Below are 16630 nucleotides of genomic sequence, written 5' to 3'. Positions count from 1 at the left end.
GTCGCGTGGTGCTACCGAGGAGGATCCATCAGCGCCGAGCCCCGCATCAACGACAGGATTCGCGTTCCCGAGGTGCGACTTGTCGGACCCAGCGGCGAGCAGGTCGGGATTGTTCCGCTTGCCAAGGCCCTGGAGCTCGCACAGGAGTACGACCTCGACCTGGTCGAGGTAGCGGCGACCGCCCGTCCGCCCGTGTGCAAGCTCATGGACTACGGGAAGTTCAAGTACGAGTCGGCCATGAAGGCCCGTGAGGCGCGCAAGAACCAGGCGCACACGGTCATCAAGGAGATGAAGCTCCGGCCGAAGATCGACCCGCACGACTATGACACCAAGAAGGGTCACGTCGTCCGGTTCCTCAAGCAGGGTGACAAGGTCAAGATCACGATCATGTTCCGTGGTCGTGAGCAGTCCCGTCCCGAGCTTGGTTTCCGGCTGCTGCAGCGGCTGGCGTCGGACGTCGAGGAGCTTGGCTTCATCGAGTCCAACCCGAAGCAGGACGGCCGGAACATGATCATGGTTCTCGGCCCGCACAAGAAGAAGACCGAGGCCATGGCCGAGGCGCGTGAGGCCCAGGCCGCACGCAAGGCCGAGCGTCAGGGCGTCACCTCCGAGGAGACGTCCGAGGCTCCGGTCACCGAGACCGAGGCCGTCGAGGCCCCGGTCGTCGAGGCCGAGGCTGCTGAAGCTCCGGTCGTCGTCGAGGCCGAGGCGGAAGCCCCGGCCGAGACCCCCGAGGCGTGACCCGACGGGCTGCCAACCAGGCAGCCCTGGGCCCCGCCCGGAACCACCAAACGAAGAATTGACGCTCCCGGATCTCCGGTGCCCGCACCGGTGGGGAGCGCCACTGACGAGGAGATACGGCGCGATGCCGAAGAACAAGACGCACTCCGGTGCCAAGAAGCGCTTCAAGGTCACCGGCACCGGCAAGATCCTGCGCGAGCGCGCCGGCAAGCGCCACCTGCTCGAGCACAAGTCGTCCAAGCTGACGCGTCGCCTCACCGGCAACGCCGAGATGGCCCCGGGTGACGCCGCCAAGATCAAGAAGATGCTGGGCATCTGAGTTGATCTCCCGCCCTCGGCGACGAGGGCATCCGGCCAAGACCGGGTTCCATCCGTTTTTCGGGTCGTGTGAGGACCACCACGACCCCGCTACAAGGAGTTAACAAGTGGCACGCGTCAAGCGGGCAGTCAACGCCCACAAGAAGCGCCGGGCGATCCTCGAGGCGGCCTCCGGCTACCGCGGTCAGCGCTCGCGCCTGTACCGCAAGGCCAAGGAGCAGGTCACCCACTCTCTGGTCTACAACTACAACGACCGCAAGAAGCGCAAGGGCGACTTCCGCCGTCTGTGGATCCAGCGCATCAACGCCGCTGCCCGTCAGAACGGCATGACGTACAACCGCCTCATCCAGGGTCTGAACGCCGCCAACATCGAGGTGGACCGCAAGATCCTCGCCGAGCTGGCCGTCAACGACATCAACGCGTTCGCCGCGCTGGTCGAGGTCGCGCAGAAGGCTCTGCCGGCCGACGTCAACGCCCCGAAGGCCGCCGCCTGATCTTCCAGGCCGCAGTACCTCTGCCCGGACCCGCAGGCGCGCACGCGTCGGCGGGTCCGGGTGCGTCTGCCCCCTGGAAGGTGTTCGGTGGAGGTGGGCCCCACAGGCCCGAGGCCGCCGCCCCGGCCCGAAGCCGCCGCCCCGGCCGATGAAACCGGCCACCGAGCCCCGGATCCCGTAGCCACCCGGCACCGAAGAGAGAACCGCCGCACCTCATGGTCACCCCCGAGCTGATCTCCCCGCGTTCCCCGCGCGTCGTCGCCGCCCGGCGGCTCGCCAAGCGCAACTTCCGGGGCAAGGACCGCCTCTTCATCGCCGAGGGCCCGCAGGCCGTCCGCGAGGCCGTCGAGCACCGCGGCTCCACCGGAGAGCCCACGCTCGTCGAGCTCTTCACCACCGTCGAGGCCGCCGAGCGCTACAGCGCCATCATCGACGCCGCCCTCGCCGCCGGAGCCCGCGTCCACCACGCCTCCGACGCCGTCCTCGCCGAGGTCTCCCAGACCGTCACCCCGCAGGGGCTCGTCGGTGTCTGCCGGTTCCTCGACTCGCCGTTCGACGAGATCATCGCGGCCCACCCCAAGCTGGTCGCCGTCCTCGCCCACGTACGCGATCCCGGGAACGCCGGCACGGTGCTGCGCTGCGCCGACGCGGCCGGCGCCGACGCGGTCGTCCTCACCGACGCCTCCGTCGACCTGTACAACCCCAAGTCCGTCCGCGCCTCGGTCGGTTCCCTGTTCCACCTGCCGGTCGCCGTCGGTGTCCCCGTCGAGCAGGCCGTCGCCGGACTGAAGAGCGCGGGCGTACGGATCCTCGCGGCCGACGGGGCCGGTCAGGACGACCTCGACGCCGAGCTGGACGCCGGAACCATGGGCGGCCCCACCGCGTGGATCTTCGGCAACGAGGCCTGGGGACTGCCCGAGGAGACCCGGGCCCTCGCCGACGCCGTCGTCCGCGTCCCGATCCACGGCAAGGCCGAGAGCCTCAACCTCGCCACGGCCGCCGCGGTCTGCCTGTACGCCTCCGCCCGGGCCCAGCGGCCCCGAACCTCCGCCTGAGGGGTCCATTCCGCCCTCCCCGCCCAGTAGAGTGACGCACTCGGGGGCCCACTGCGCTACACGGAGGGGTGGGGTACGGGGATGACGGTCGGCACGGACAGTCCCGCACAGGCACGGAGCGCCGGGCCGCACGCCCAGGAACCACCGGGCCAGGTGGACGTGGCGGACACCCAGGAGCCGGCCGGCCCCGCCGAGCCCGTCGCGCCGGACGTCCGTGCACAGTCCGACCCCGCCGCGGTCGTCGCGCCGGACGCGGGGGAGCGGTCCGGCCCGGGCGACGCCGACGGTTTCGCCGGGGTCCATCCCGACGACCTGCCCGACGGGTTCGTCGTCGCCGACGAGACCGGCCGGGTCGTCTGCTTCAACGCCGCCGCCAGTCGTATCACCGCCGTCCCCGGCGACCGGGCCCTCGGCCTCCCCCTCGACCAGGCGCTGCCGCTCGAAGACCTCAAGGGACGCCGCTGGTGGGCCCTGACCGACCCGTACGGCGGACTCGCCACCCGCCGCGGCCAGCCCGAGCGCAATCTGCTGCTGCCCGGCGGCCGTGAGGTCCTCGTCTCCGCCCGGTACGTCCGCGAGCGCCCCACCGGGCCGGTCCGCCGGGTCGTGGTCTGCCTGCGCGGCACCGAGGCGCGCCGCCGTACCGAGCGCAGCCACGCCGAGCTCATCGCCACCGTCGCCCACGAACTGCGCTCCCCGCTGACCTCCGTCAAGGGCTTCACCGCCACCCTCCTCGGCAAGTGGGAGCGGTTCAACGACGAGCAGAAGCGGTTGATGCTGGAGACCGTCGACGCCGACGCGGGCCGTATCAAGCGGCTCATCGCCGAGCTCCTCGACATCTCCCGGATCGACTCGGGCCGGCTCGAAGTGCGCCGCCAGCCCGTCGACATCGCCGCTGCCGTCGGCAGGCACGTGCAGGTGCACACCACCGGAGGCCAGTCCCCCGACCGTTTCTTCGTGCGGATCAGGCCCGAGCTGCCCGCGCTCTGGGCCGACCCCGACAAGATCGACCAGATCCTCGGGAACCTCCTCGAAAATGCGGTGCGCCACGGGGACGGAACCGTCACCATCGAGGTGGCACCCGCCAGGACGGGCGACGACGGAGAAGAGGGGACGGAGGTCACCGTGAGCGACGAGGGCCCCGGTATCCCCGAGGAGTCGATGAGCCGCGTCTTCACCCGCTTCTGGCGGGGCAGCAAACGCGGCGGCACCGGACTCGGCCTCTACATCGTCAAGGGCGTCGTCGAGGCCCACGGCGGAACCATCACCGTCGGAAGGGGCCCCCGAGGCGGGGCCGAGTTCCGATTTATCCTGCCCGTCGGCACCCCGGCCCATCTCATCTGACGAGATCCGACAGGAATCCGACAGGAATCCGACAGGATCAGGCGAGATCGAAAGCCGTCCGGGCTGCCCACGGGCTCATTCGCATCCCCCCACCCCGTTAGACTCGTCCTTTGGCACGTTTGCGCCCTTGACGTCGAGCGGGGCCGCCCAGCCAAGCCAACGGAAGCACGGGAAGAGATGTCCGCACCCAATAAGTCGTACGACCCGGTTGAGGTCGAGGCACTGAAACCGGAAGAGATCGAGCGCATGCGGGACGAGGCGCTCGCCGCCTTCGCCGCCGCGGGCGACCTCGACGCGCTCGCACACGCGAAGACGGCGCACACCGGCGGCACCTCGCCGCTGGCGCTCGCCAACCGGGAGATCGGCGCCCTGCCCCCGCAGGCCAAGGCCGCCGCCGGAAAGCTCGTGGGCCAGGCCCGCGGCATCGTCTCCAAGGCGCTCGCCGCCCGCCAGACGGAGCTGGAGGCCGAGCGTGACGCCCGCGTCCTCGTCGACGAGGCCGTCGACGTCACGCTGCCGTACGACCGCGTCCCGGCCGGCGCCCGCCACCCGCTGACCACGCTCATGGAGCGCGTCTCCGACGTGTTCGTCTCCATGGGGTACGAGGTCGCGGAGGGTCCCGAGGTCGAGGCGGAGTGGTTCAACTTCGACGCCCTCAACTTCGTCCCGGACCACCCGGCGCGCCAGATGCAGGACACCTTCTTCGTCGAGGGGCCGGAAGGCACCACGGGCGACGAGTCCGGTGTCGTGCTGCGGACGCACACCTCGCCGGTCCAGGCCCGCACCCTCATCGACCGGGAGCCCCCGGTCTACGTCGTGTGCCCCGGCCGCGTCTACCGCACCGACGAGCTCGACGCCACGCACACCCCGGTCTTCCACCAGATCGAGCTGCTCGCCGTCGACGAGGGCCTGACCATGGCCGACCTCAAGGGCACCCTGGACCACATGGTCCAGGCGCTCTTCGGCCCGGACATGAAGACTCGGCTCCGCCCGAACTTCTTCCCCTTCACCGAGCCGTCCGCCGAGATGGACATGCTCTGCTACGTCTGCCGCGGCGAGTCCGTCGGCAACCCGGACCGCCCCTGCCGCACCTGCGGCAGCGAGGGCTGGATCGAGCTGGGCGGCTGCGGCATGGTCAACCCGAAGGTGCTCGTCGCCTGCGGTGTGGACCCCGAGAAGTACAGCGGATTCGCCTTCGGGTTCGGCATCGAGCGGATGCTGATGTTCCGCCACAACGTCGACGACATGCGAAACATGGTCGAGGGTGACGTCCGGTTCACCCGGCCGTTCGGGATGGAGATCTGATGCGGGTCCCGCTTTCTTGGCTGCGGGAGTACGTCGACCTGCCGGCGACGGAGACCGGCCGCGACGTCCAGGCCAAGCTCATTTCGGCAGGCCTCGAGGTCGAGACCGTCGAGCAGCTCGGCGCCGGCCTCACCGGCCCGCTGGTGGTCGGCAAGGTCCTCACCATCGAGGAGCTGACGGACTTCAAGAAGCCCATCCGCTTCTGCACCGTCGACGTCGGCCAGGCCAACGGCACCGGCGAGCCCCAGGAGATCATCTGCGGCGCCCGGAACTTCGCCGCCGGCGACAAGGTCGTCGTGGCCCTGCCCGGCGCCGTGCTCCCCGGTGACTTCCGGATCGCCGAGCGCAAGACGTACGGCCGTGTCTCCCGGGGCATGATCTGCTCCGGCGACGAGCTCGGCATGGGCGACGACGGCACGCACGGCATCATCGTGCTGCCGCCGGAGCTCGAGATCGGCATCGACGCCACGAAGCTCCTGGAGCTGTACGACGAGGTCCTCGACATCGCCGTCACCCCGGACCGCGGCTACTGCCTCTCGATGCGCGGTGTCGCCCGCGAGACCGCCACCGCGTACGGTCTGCCGCTGCGCGACCCGGCGCTCCTCGACGTGCCCGCGCCGAACTCGTACGGCTACCCGGTCCGGGTCACCGACCCGATCGGCTGCGACCGCTTCACCGCGCGCACCGTCGTCGGCCTGCAGCCCGAGGCCCGGTCCCCGATCTGGCTGCGCCGCCGCCTCCAGAAGGCCGGCATGCGCCCGATCTCGCTCGCCGTCGACGTCACGAACTACGTGATGCTCGAGCTCGGCCAGCCGCTGCACGCCTACGACCGCGGCCGGCTCGACGGCCCCATCGGAGTGCGTCGCGCCGAGGCCGGCGAGAAGATCACCACCCTCGACGGCACCGTCCGGGTCCTCGACGCCGCGGACCTGGTCATCACCGACAACCGCGGGCCGATCGGCATCGCCGGTGTCATGGGCGGCGCCAACACGGAGATCGCCGACCCGGACATCGACCCGGAGACCGGGATCGTCACCGGCTCCGCCGAGGTCGTCATCGAGGCCGCGCACTTCGACGCGATCTCGATCGCCCGCACCGCACGCCGCCACAAGCTGTCCTCCGAGGCGTCCAAGCGCTTCGAGCGCGGCGTCGACCCGCAGGCAGCGGCTGCCGCGGCCCAGCGCTGCGTCGACCTGCTCGTGCTGCTCGCGGGCGGCACGGCCGAGGCCGGCGTCACCGAGATCAGCGCCCCGTCCGCGCCGCGCACGATCACCATGCCGGCGAACCACCCGGACAAGGTCGCGGGCGTCGACTACGGCCGCGAGACCGTCGTCCGCCGCCTCCAGGAGGTCGGCTGCGACGTCTACGGCCAGGACGAGCTCGTCGTCACCGTGCCGTCGTGGCGCCCCGACCTCAACGCGCCGAACGACCTCGCCGAGGAAGTCATCCGCCTGGAGGGCTACGAGAACCTGCCCTCCACGCTGCCGAGGCCCCCGGCCGGCCGCGGGCTCACCGAGAGCCAGCGCGTCCACCGCCGCGTCGGCCGCGCCCTGGCCGGCGCCGGCTACGTCGAGGCGCTGAACTACCCGTTCATCGGGGAGCAGGCCCTCGACAACCTCGGCCTCGACGCGGACGACGCCCGTCGTCGGCTCGTGAAGCTGGTCAACCCGCTCTCGGACGAGGAGCCCGCGCTCCGTACGACGCTGCTGCCGGGCCTGCTCGGCGCGCTCCGTCGGAACGACAGCCGGGGCAGCCACGACCTGGCCCTCTTCGAGACCGGTCTGGTCTTCCGGCCGGAGGGACAGCCGGGCGTCGCCGTCCGGCTGCCCGTCGACCGCCGTCCCACCGACGAGGAGATCGCCGGGGTCAACGCCGTGCTGCCCGCGCAGCCGCGCCGCGCCGCCGTCGTCCTCGCCGGTGCGCGCGAGCAGGCCGGCTGGTGGGGCAAGGGCCGTCCGTCCGACTGGGCGGACGCGGTCGAGGCCGGCCGGACCGTGGCCGCCGAGGCCGGGGTCGAGCTGATCATCAGCGCCGACCAGCACGCCCCGTGGCACCCGGGCCGCTGCGCCGCGTTCCACGTCGAGGTGGACGGCGAGAAGGTCCTCGTCGGCCACGCGGGCGAGCTCCACCCGCGCGTGGTGAAGGCGTTCGGCCTGCCGGCCCGCGCCTGCGCGATGGAGATCGACCTGGACCTCCTGGAGAAGGCGAACGAGGGCCCGCTCAAGGCCCCCCGTATCTCCTCCTTCCCGGTCGCCACCCAGGACGTCGCCCTGGTCGTCGCGGGCAACGTCCCGGCCGCCGACGTCGAGGCCGCCCTCACCGAGGGCGCGGGTGAACTCCTGGAGTCCATCCGGCTGTTCGACGTCTACACCGGCGACCAGCTCGACGAGGGCACCAAGTCCCTGGCGTACGCCCTGAAGTTCCGCGCCCCGGACCGCACCCTCACGGTCGACGAGGCCACCACGGCCCGCGACGCGGCCGTGGCCCTGGCGTCCGAGCGCACGGGCGCCGTCCTGCGCGGCGCCTGAGCGCCTAGCGGAACAGCACGAGGAGGGCCGCCCCGGGATTCCCCGGGGCGGCCCTCCGTCGTTTCCGGCACCCGAAGAGACGTACGCGCGACCGGCATCCGACTACGCGTGCGCGTGGCGGAGCCCTGGCGGAGGGCGGCGCGCCGGGGGTGCTCACTCCTTCGGGTGAGATCGTCGGGGGGTGTTCCGTGGTGGGGTGCGCGGTCGGCAGAATCGACGCGGCCGCAGGGGCGGACCTGTGGGCCGCAGGGCCTTCGGGCGCTGTCGGGGCTCGGGAAGGGCCGTGCATGATCCGTACGAGGTCGTTGGTCTCCGATGGCTCCCGGCTCCGCCGGCTGGCCCCGCTCGCTCTTCCCACCGTGTGGGGTGCGGTGGCCGTGGCATGGAAGTTCGGCTGTCCGCTGGCCCGGCAGCCCGGGCTGCCGATGAGGATCGCCACCAGTGTCGTCTTTCTCACCGTCGGCATCGGGCTTGTGCTCGGGTTGCGGCGTGGGCTCGCGCGGGAGCTGGCGCTCGTGCGAGCCGTCGCGGTCGCCACCCAGCAGGTGCTGTTGCGCCCGCCGCCCGCCCGTCTCGACGGACTCGCGCTGGCCGCCGGGCAGTTGTCCGCCTCCCGTGGCGCGTCCGTCGGCGGGGATCTGTACGAGGCGGTGGCCACCCCGTACGGGGTGCGGATCGTGATCGGGGACGTCAGGGGGCACGGTCTCGCCGCGCTCGGTGCGGTGGTGGCCGTGCTCGGAAGCTTTCGCGAGGCCGCCCATGACGAAGCCGAGCTGGGCGGGGTGTTGCGGCGTCTTGAGCGGGCCCTGGAGCGGCATCTGCGGGAGCGGGCACGGGACGAGCATCCGGCGCGGGCCGGGTCGGCGCCCGAGCATCCGGCGGCGGAGGAGTTCGTGACCCTGCTGCTTCTGGAGGTCCGGGCCGACGGGCGGCTCTCCGTGCTCAACTGCGGCCACCCCGGCCCGTACCGCCTCGGGCGGACGGTGGACCGGCTCCCCGTCGGCGACCCGCTGCCCCCGCTCGGGGTCCTGCCGCTGCCCGCCGCCCTCACGCCGTACACGGCGGCCCGGCTGATGCCCGGCGAGACGCTCGTCCTGCACACCGACGGCGCCGAGGAGGCCCGCGACCACCGGGGCCGGTTCTTCGCGCTCGACACCGCGCTGGCCGGAATGTGCGGCGAGGCGCCCGCCGCGCTGGTCCGCCGGGTCCACACCGCCCTGCTGCACCACACGGGTGGCCGTCTCACCGACGACGTCGCGCTGCTCGTCGTACGCAACGACCGTGTCCGGGTGCCGGCGCAGCCCGCCGAACCCGGGCTGCGCCGCCCCCGGCCCGCCCCCTCCTCCCACTGTTGAGCGGAGGGGGCTGGGGCCGGCGTCGCCCGCCCCGCCACGGAGTGTCGGGCAGATCAGCGGGGCGGGCGACACGGACCGGGCGGCCGCACTGTTTGAGGGGGGAGCCGGCGGCCCGGTCATCGCCTTGCGGCGAGAAGCACAGTCAAGCGGTACCGGGACGAGCACGGCAGAGTACGCGGACCGGAAGAACGAGTACTTCATTCACACCCCGTGCGAAATCCTCCTGTGCGAGGTGAACCGAAGGGAGTTCTCCGTACTGGTTCGTCCCGTACGAATTCGGCCACCGCTACGCTGAGTTCACCGAGCTCGAGCCGAGCGACCGGAGCGGTCATGCAGCCCAACACCTTGCTCGACGCCCTGCTCGACGAAGCGGGCGTCTCGAACGCCGGCCTCGCCGCCCATGTGAACCGGGCCGGCCGGGCCAGGGGTCTCACCCTGCGCTACGAACACACCGCCGTGGCCCGCTGGTTGAAGGGCCAGCGGCCGCGCGGCCAGGTCCCCGACCTGATCTGCGAGGTGCTCGCCGCACGCCTGCACCGGCAGGTGACCCTGGACGACATCGGCTTCGGGATGCCGGACGGGCCCGTGCCCGCGGTCGGTTCGCCGCTCTCCGGGTTCGTGGAGCGGGCGGCCGCCCTGTGGCGCTCCGACGAGCAGCAGCGGCCGCACATAGTCGCCGCGCCCGCCGTGACCGGCACCCCGGCGGTGATGCCGGTATGGGAGTGGGAGAACCCGCCGGAGGACGTGGACGTCTCCCGCAGCGGCCGGACGACGGTCTCCGCCGCCGACATCACCGTGCTGAGCGCCGCCCGGTCCCACTACGAGCAGATGTACCGCAAGGCCGGGGGCATCGCGACCCGCGCCCGGATCGTCGGCTTCCTCACCACCGAGACCGCGCCGCTGTTGCGGGGCTCGTACAGCGACGCCCTCGGGCGGCGGCTGCACCGCGCGACCGGCGGACTCGTCGCGGTGGCCGGCATCTGTGCGTACGACGCCGACGCACACGGTCTCGCCCAGCGCTACTTCCATCAGGCGCTGCGGCTCGCGAAGGCGAGCGGGGACCGGGGACTCGGCGCCTATGTGATCGCGCTCCTCGTCAACCAGTCGCTGTTCATGGGGGAGTACCGGCAGGCGGTGGCGTTCGCGGAGGCGGCGCTGCGGACGGCCGGGCGGCAGATCACCCCGGCGCTCGCCGCCGATCTGACGGCGATGCAGGCGAAGGCGTACGCGCATCTGGGCGACGGGGCGGCCGCGTTGGCCTGCATCCGGCGGGCGGAGACCGCGGCGGAGCGGATCAGCCCGGGGGACGAGCCCGCCGAGACGGGCTATGTCCAGCCTGGACTCGTCAACGTCCAGGTCGCCGAGGCCCTGCTCAGTCTGGGTGATCTCGCCGCGGCCCACGAGCACGCGTCGATGGCGGTCGGGACGCCCTCGCACGACCGGGGCCGGGTGCACCGGCTCGCCATGCTGTGCCAGATCGAACTGCGGCAGGGGGAGGCCGACGCGGCGGCGCGTACGGCAGTGGAGATGACCGAGCGAGCGCGGGGGATGGAGTCGCGACGGCTGCGCGACCGGCTGCGGCAGGTGCGGGAGCGCCTCCTCGCCAGTGGCGGAGGCGACGCCCGGGAGGCGGCGGCTCTCATTGACGGGGCGCTACGCGTTCCCCTGTGAGCCACGAACTGCTGCGATATTGCCACCAAACAAGCACCGACCAGTCGGAAGGTGGCAAGAACGTGCAGTGGACGAAACTGAGCGAACGCTCTGTCTATGAGAATCGCTGGTTCCGGGTGAACCTCGCGGACGTCGAACTCCCGGACGGCCGCCACCTCGACCACTATCTGATCCGGCTCCGCCCGGTCGCCGTCGCGACCGCCGTCAACGAGGCCGACGAAGTCCTGATGCTCTGGCGCCATCGCTTCATCACCGACAGCTGGGGCTGGGAGCTGGCCGCCGGTGTCGTCGAGGACGGCGAGGAGATCGAAGCCGCGGCCGCCCGCGAGATGGAGGAGGAGACCGGCTGGCGGCCGGGGCCGCTGCGCCATCTCCTCACCGTGGAGCCGTCCAACGGTCTCACCGACGCCCGCCACCACCTCTACTGGGCGGAGCGGGCCACGTACACGGGACCGCCCGAGGACGCCTTCGAATCCTCACGGCGAGCCTGGGTGCCGCTGAAACAGGTCCCCGACATGATCGCCCGGGGCGAGATCCCGGCCGCGAACATGGCCGCCGGGCTGCTGATGCTCCACCACCTGCGGCTCGGCTGACCTCCCGGCGGTGACACGCCGGGCCACCTGGCCGCGGACATGCCGGACGGCCCGTACCTGTGCGTGTGTACGGGCCGTCCGGACGTGCGGGGAGCAGCGCGGGAGATCAGGCGTACGGGTAGAAGCCCGAGCCCGTCTTCCGGCCGAGCCGGCCCGCGTCCACCATGCGCTGGAGCAGCGGGGGAGCGGCGTACAGCGGCTCCTTGAACTCGGTGTACATCGAGTCGGCGATCGAGGCGATCGTGTCGAGACCGATCAGGTCGGAGAGCTTCAGCGGGCCCATCGGGTGGGCGCAGCCGAACTCCATGCCGTTGTCGATGTCGTCGCGGCTCGCGATGCCCGACTCGAACATCCGGATCGCGGAGAGCAGGTACGGCACGAGCAGCGCGTTGACGACGAAGCCCGAGCGGTCCTGCGCGCGGATCGCGTGCTTGCCGAGGGCCTTCTCCGCGAAGGCCTGGGCCCGGCTGATCGTGCCCTCGGAGGTGGTGAGGGCCGGGATCAGCTCGACGAGCTTCTGCACCGGGGCCGGGTTGAAGAAGTGGATGCCGATGACCTGGTCCGGGCGGGAGGTCGCCACGGCCAGCTTCACCAGCGGGATGGAGGAGGTGTTCGAGGCCAGGATGGCGTCCGGCCGGGTCATCACCTGGTCGAGGACCTGGAAGATCTCGGTCTTGACCTGCTCGTTCTCCACGACGGCCTCGATGACGAGGTCGCGGTCGGCGAACTCGCCCAGGTCGGTGGTGAAGCTGAGGCGGGCGAGCGTCGCGTCCCGCTCCTCCTCACTGATCTTGCCGCGTTCGGCGGCCTTCGCCAGCGAGTTGTAGAGCCGTGTGCGGCCGAGCTCCAGCGCCTCGCCGGTGGTCTCGGCGACCTTCACCTCAAGGCCGCTCCGGGCACACACCTCTGCGATGCCCGCGCCCATCTGGCCGCAGCCCACCACTCCGACGCGCTCAATGTCGGCCATGGAGTCCGTCACCTCGTGCCTTTCGCTCTTCTCTGGCGGCGGGGCCCGTGTGATTCCGGTGCGTCCGCCTCGACCCCACGACGTTACCGCTCATTAACCGATGATCGATCGTCCGGGGCGGGCATGCTGTCCGGGTGGGTGTGACGTATCCGACACAAGGGGGGTACAAGTGCGGCCTATCGGCAGAAGAGGATTCGTGGCGGGGGCGGCCGGTGCGGCGCTCTCGGGGACGGGCGGGGGAGCGGCGGCGGCCGCGGGGCCGGAGGCAGGCGCGGGGACGGCCGCGGCCGCCGGGCCGGCGTCGCCCGCGAGACCGGATCCCCGGTCCGAGTTCCGGGGTGTGTGGATCGCCACGGTCGCCAACCGCGACTGGCCCTCCCGTACCGGCCTGACCGCCGCGGAGCAGCGCGCCGAGCTCGTCGCCCTGCTGGACACCGCCGTCGAGCGCCGGCTCAACGTGGTGGTCCTCCAGGTCCGGCCGACCGCCGACGCGCTCTGGCCCTCGCCGTACGAGCCGTGGACGCAGTTCCTCACCGGGACGCAGGGCCGCGACCCCGGGTGGGACCCGCTGGGCACGGCCGTCGCGGAGGCCCATGCGCGGGGCCTCGAACTGCACGCCTGGTTCAACCCGTACCGAGTGGCGAACCACCCGGACCCGACCCGGCTCGTCGCCGACCATCCGGCCCGGCGCCACCCCGAGTGGGTGCTGCCCTACGGCGGGAAGCTCTACTACAACCCCGGGCTGCCGGAAGTCCGCCGATTCGTCCAGGACGCGATGCTCGACGCGCTGCGGCGCTACGACATCGACGCCGTGCACTGGGACGACTACTTCTATCCGTACCCGGTGGCCGGGCAGGTCTTCGCCGACGACGAGGCGTACGCGCGGTACGGCGAGGACTTCCCCGACAAGGCGTCCTGGCGGCGGAACAACACCGATCTGCTGGTCTCCGAGATGGCGGCCCGTATCAAGGACATCAAGCCGCACGTGACCTTCGGCGTCAGTCCCTTCGGGGTCTGGCGGAACATCGCGACCGACCCGGAGGGCTCGGAGACCCGCGCCGGTGTCCAGACCTACGACGATCTGTACGCCGACACCCGGAAGTGGATCCGGGAGGGGTGGGTCGACCACGTCGTACCTCAGCTGTACTGGAACATCGGCCTGCCCGCCGCCGACTACGCCAAACTGCTGCCCTGGTGGGACGCGGTGGTACGGGGCACCGGTGTCGGCCTCTACATCGGCGAGGCGCTCTACAAGGCGGGCGACCCCGCCCAGCCCGCCGCCTGGCAGGACCCGAAGGAACTGTCACGGCACCTGGAGCTGGCCGCCGCCTACGCGACGGTCGGCGGCCACTGCTTCTTCGCCGCCGAAGAGGTCGCGTCGGACCCGATCGGGGCGATGACCACCGTGGTGGCCGATCACTACCCGACCAGGGTCCGGGCGCGGGGGCAGGGCTGATCCGGAGATCGGCTCAGCTCATGCCCGCCTCGGGGTGATGGCGTACGACGGTGTCGGGGCCCGGCGACATCAGGGCCTCGTGACCGTCGTCGTCGAACTTGACGCGGTACGGGGGCATGCCGTTCTCCCCCAGTACCTGAAGGACCTCGGCCGTACGGTCGTGGTGACCGACGGTCCGTCCGTGCACCAGCAGTTTGTCGCCCACGTTCGCCTGCATCGGGGTGACCTCCTCGCGACCGGGCTTGTTCGTCCTGTGCGGACCTGTCCTGTTCGGAGTCTATGTCTGCCATTGTGACGTGAGTCACCCCGATCCGTCGCGTCAGCTCTTCGCCCGCTGGGTCACGGCGATGCAGACGAGCACCGCGACCGCCGCGATCGGGGCCGCCGGCGGCAGGGTCTCGTCGAGCAGGACGACCGACCAGATCAAGGTGAGAAGCGGCTGCGCGAGCTGCAGCTGGCTCGCCTTGGGGATGCCGATCGACGCCATGCCCCGGTACCAGACGTACAGACCGAAGAAGGTGGAACCGGCCGCGACCCAGGCCAGGCCGATGACGCCGTGGGCGTTCAGATGGACCGGCTCCACGGCCAGTGCCACAGCCGAGCCGACCGCCATCAGCGGCAGGCAGAGGATCAGGGCCCAGCCGATGACGTGCCAGCCCGGCATGAGCCGGGCGAGCCGGCCGCCCTCGGTGTAGCCGGCCGCGCACACGAGGAGCGCGCCGAAGAGGTAGAGATCGCCCTTCGACACGGCCCCGCCGCTCTGCTGGACGGTGAAGGCGAGCACGACGACCGCGCCGGACGCGGCGGCGAACCAGAAGGTACGGGACGGCCGGCGCTTGGTCCGCAGCGCGGCGAAGGTGGCCGTGGTGAGCGGCAGCAGGCCGACGACGACGGCGGCGTGCGAGGTGGTGGAGGTCTGCAGGGCGAGGGTCGTCAGGAGCGGGAAGCCGATGACGACACCGCCGGCGACCACGGCGATGCCCGCCCAGTGGCGCCGCTCCGGCAGCGGCACCCGGCCGACGAGGAGGAACGCGCCCGCGATGAGGGCGGCGAGCATGGAGCGCACGGCCACGAGGGACCACGGGCCGAAGCTCTCCAGGCCCCAGGCGGTCGACGGGAACGTGAGCGAGAAGCAGACCACGCCGAGGAGGGCGAGCAGGGTGCCACGGGGGAGCGGGTCGGTGCGGCTGCCGCTCGCGTCGGTGGAGCCGGCCGGGGCGGCCGCGGCGGAGGTGCTTCCGGCGCGGGTGCCTCCGTCGTGACGGGTGACGCCTCCGTCATGGCCGGCGCCGCTTCCGTCCGTCGTGGCGACCGCTATCGTCATGGGGGCGGTAGCGCTATCCTGTGCTCTCATGACCGAGCGTAGCAGTGTCGCGGAACTGGCACATTCATTGAGGGCGGAACTGAACCGCTACTCGCCAGGTGGAAAGCTGCCGTCCAGTCGCGCACTCGTCGAGCGCTATCGGGTCTCCCCGGTGACCGTCACCCGGGCCCTCGCACAGCTCGCCGCCGAGGGGCTCGTCGTCACCCGCCCCGGGGCCGGCGCCTTCCGCGCCGAGCCCCGCGCCGCCACCCCCGTCGTGGGCGACACCTCCTGGCAGGAGGTCGCCCTCAGCGCCGACACCGCCACCGAACTCGTTCCCCGGGCCGTCGACGCCTCCGGCGTCCTCGTCACGCTGGCCACGCCGCCGCCCGGTGTGATCGAGTTCAACGGCGGCTACCTCCACCCCTCCCTCCAGCCCGAGCGGGCCCTCGCCGACGCCCTCGCCCGAGCGGGACGCCGCCCCGGCGCCTGGGGCAGGCCGCCCACCGACGGCCTGCCCGAGCTGCGTGAGTGGTTCGCCCGCGAGATCGGCGGCAGCATCACGGCCGCCGACCTCCTCGTCACCGCCGGCGGTCAGTCCGCCATCACCACCGCCCTGCGGGCCCTCGCCCCACCCGGCACCCCCGTCCTCGTCGAGTCGCCCACCTACCCGGGCATGCTCGCCGTCGCCCGCGCCGCCGGACTGCGCCCCGTCCCCGTACCCGTCGACGCCGACGGAGTCCGCCCCGAGCTCCTGGAAGCCGCGTTCCGCGCCACCGGGGCCAGGGTCTTCGTCTGCCAGCCCCTCTTCCAGAACCCGACAGGCGCGGTACTCGCCCCCGAGCGGCGCCGTGAGGTCGTGCGTATCGCCCGGGCCGCCGGAGCCTTCGTCGTCGAGGACGACTTCGCCCGCCGTCTCGTCCACGAGGACGCGCCGCCGCTCCCCGCCCCGCTCGCCGCCGACGACCCCGACGGCGTCGTCGTCCACGTCTGCTCGCTCACCAAGGTCACCTCGCCCAACCTGCGGGTCGGCGCCCTCGCCGCCCGGGGCCCCGTCCTGGAACGCCTCCGCGCCATCCAGGTCGTCGACAGCTTCTTCGTCCCGCGGCCCCTCCAGGAGGCCGCGCTCGAACTCGTCGGCTCGCCCGCCTGGCATCGCCATCTGCGGGCCGTCGCGCAGGAGCTCAAGAGCCGGCGGGACGTGCTGGCCGGGGCGGTCGCCCACCGGCTGCCCACGTTCGCCCTGCCGCACATTCCCTACGGCGGCTACCACCTCTGGCCGCGCCTCCCCGACGACGTCCCCGAAGCCGCCCTCCTCGCCACCGCCCTGCGGACCGGCGTGGCCGCGGCCCCCGGCCGCCCGTACTTCTGCGCCGAACCCCCCGCCGGGCACATCCGGCTGAGTTTCGCGGGTGTCGCGGGCCCCGCCGAGATCGCGGAGGGCGTGCGCCGCCTGCGGGCGGCGGTCGACGAACTCACCGCCTGAGCGCCGGGGACGGG

Annotated in this window: 15 protein-coding genes; 12 read left to right on the top strand and 3 right to left on the bottom strand. The window is 72.2% G+C overall.

The window, feature by feature from the left end:
* Window positions 1–27 precede the first annotated feature (27 nt).
* The 10 genes from infC (at window position 28) to OG462_RS10710 (ending at window position 11404) form a co-directional block, all read left to right on the top strand.
* Window positions 28–741, top strand: a complete 714-nt coding sequence (gene infC, locus OG462_RS10755) for a translation initiation factor IF-3 (protein WP_406066456.1) — start codon at window positions 28–30, stop codon at window positions 739–741.
* A gap of 124 nt (window positions 742–865) precedes the next feature.
* Window positions 866–1060, top strand: coding sequence for a 50S ribosomal protein L35 (rpmI, locus tag OG462_RS10750; RefSeq protein ID WP_030316087.1), 195 nt, complete (start codon window positions 866–868; stop codon window positions 1058–1060).
* Between the two features lie 106 nt (window positions 1061–1166).
* Window positions 1167–1553: a 50S ribosomal protein L20 gene (rplT, locus tag OG462_RS10745; protein WP_024760684.1), complete on the top strand. Its 387-nt coding sequence runs from the start codon at window positions 1167–1169 to the stop codon at window positions 1551–1553.
* A 215-nt stretch (window positions 1554–1768) separates the two neighbouring features.
* Entirely contained in the window at window positions 1769–2608 is an 840-nt protein-coding gene (locus tag OG462_RS10740) for a TrmH family RNA methyltransferase (RefSeq protein ID WP_406056762.1), read from the top strand.
* An 81-nt stretch (window positions 2609–2689) separates the two neighbouring features.
* Entirely contained in the window at window positions 2690–3952 is a 1263-nt protein-coding gene (locus OG462_RS10735) for an ATP-binding protein (RefSeq protein WP_406056761.1), read from the top strand.
* A 177-nt stretch (window positions 3953–4129) separates the two neighbouring features.
* The gene (pheS, locus tag OG462_RS10730) at window positions 4130–5257 is read left to right on the top strand and encodes a phenylalanine--tRNA ligase subunit alpha (protein WP_406056759.1); all 1128 of its coding nucleotides are present in this window, start codon (window positions 4130–4132) and stop codon (window positions 5255–5257) included.
* Complete coding sequence (gene pheT / locus OG462_RS10725; protein WP_406056757.1) at window positions 5257–7785, top strand: phenylalanine--tRNA ligase subunit beta; 2529 nt, start codon at window positions 5257–5259, stop codon at window positions 7783–7785. Before pheS ends, pheT begins: the two co-directional genes overlap by 1 nt.
* Window positions 7786–8072: 287 nt before the next feature.
* The gene (locus OG462_RS10720; protein ID WP_406056755.1) at window positions 8073–9140 is read left to right on the top strand and encodes a PP2C family protein-serine/threonine phosphatase; all 1068 of its coding nucleotides are present in this window, start codon (window positions 8073–8075) and stop codon (window positions 9138–9140) included.
* 330 nt (window positions 9141–9470) lie between these two features.
* Window positions 9471–10811 (top strand): transcriptional regulator, encoded by a 1341-nt coding sequence (locus OG462_RS10715; protein WP_406056753.1) that lies wholly within the window; start codon window positions 9471–9473, stop codon window positions 10809–10811.
* 62 nt (window positions 10812–10873) lie between these two features.
* Entirely contained in the window at window positions 10874–11404 is a 531-nt protein-coding gene (locus OG462_RS10710; protein WP_406056751.1) for an NUDIX domain-containing protein, read from the top strand.
* A gap of 106 nt (window positions 11405–11510) precedes the next feature.
* Here the strand turns inward: OG462_RS10710 and OG462_RS10705 are convergent, their stop codons facing one another.
* Window positions 11511–12371 (bottom strand): 3-hydroxybutyryl-CoA dehydrogenase, encoded by an 861-nt coding sequence (locus OG462_RS10705; protein ID WP_406056749.1) that lies wholly within the window; start codon window positions 12369–12371, stop codon window positions 11511–11513.
* 196 nt (window positions 12372–12567) lie between these two features.
* Here OG462_RS10705 and OG462_RS10700 point away from each other — a divergent pair, with 196 nt between their 5' ends.
* The gene (locus OG462_RS10700) at window positions 12568–13827 is read left to right on the top strand and encodes a glycoside hydrolase family 10 protein (RefSeq protein ID WP_406056747.1); all 1260 of its coding nucleotides are present in this window, start codon (window positions 12568–12570) and stop codon (window positions 13825–13827) included.
* Window positions 13828–13840: 13 nt separating this feature from the next.
* Here the strand turns inward: OG462_RS10700 and OG462_RS10695 are convergent, their stop codons facing one another.
* Together OG462_RS10695 and OG462_RS10690 are read right to left on the bottom strand one after the other, a co-directional pair.
* Window positions 13841–14044 carry a DUF1918 domain-containing protein gene (locus OG462_RS10695; protein WP_406056745.1) on the bottom strand — a complete coding sequence of 68 codons (204 nt, stop codon included), beginning with the start codon at window positions 14042–14044 and terminating at the stop codon, window positions 13841–13843.
* Window positions 14045–14146: 102 nt separating this feature from the next.
* Complete coding sequence (locus OG462_RS10690; RefSeq protein WP_406056743.1) at window positions 14147–15181, bottom strand: DMT family transporter; 1035 nt, start codon at window positions 15179–15181, stop codon at window positions 14147–14149.
* On the opposite strand from OG462_RS10690, the gene OG462_RS10685 reads away from it, so the two are divergent.
* A complete protein-coding gene (locus OG462_RS10685; protein WP_406056741.1) occupies window positions 15180–16616 on the top strand; it encodes a PLP-dependent aminotransferase family protein in 1437 nt (478 codons plus the stop codon). The two genes, OG462_RS10690 and OG462_RS10685, sit on opposite strands and share 2 nt — an antisense overlap.
* The last annotated feature ends 14 nt before the right edge of the window (window positions 16617–16630 follow it).

This window comes from Streptomyces sp. NBC_01077, from assembly GCF_045162855.1.
Lineage (GTDB): Bacteria > Actinomycetota > Actinomycetes > Streptomycetales > Streptomycetaceae > Streptomyces.
This window is presented reverse-complemented; position numbering and strand designations above follow the sequence as displayed.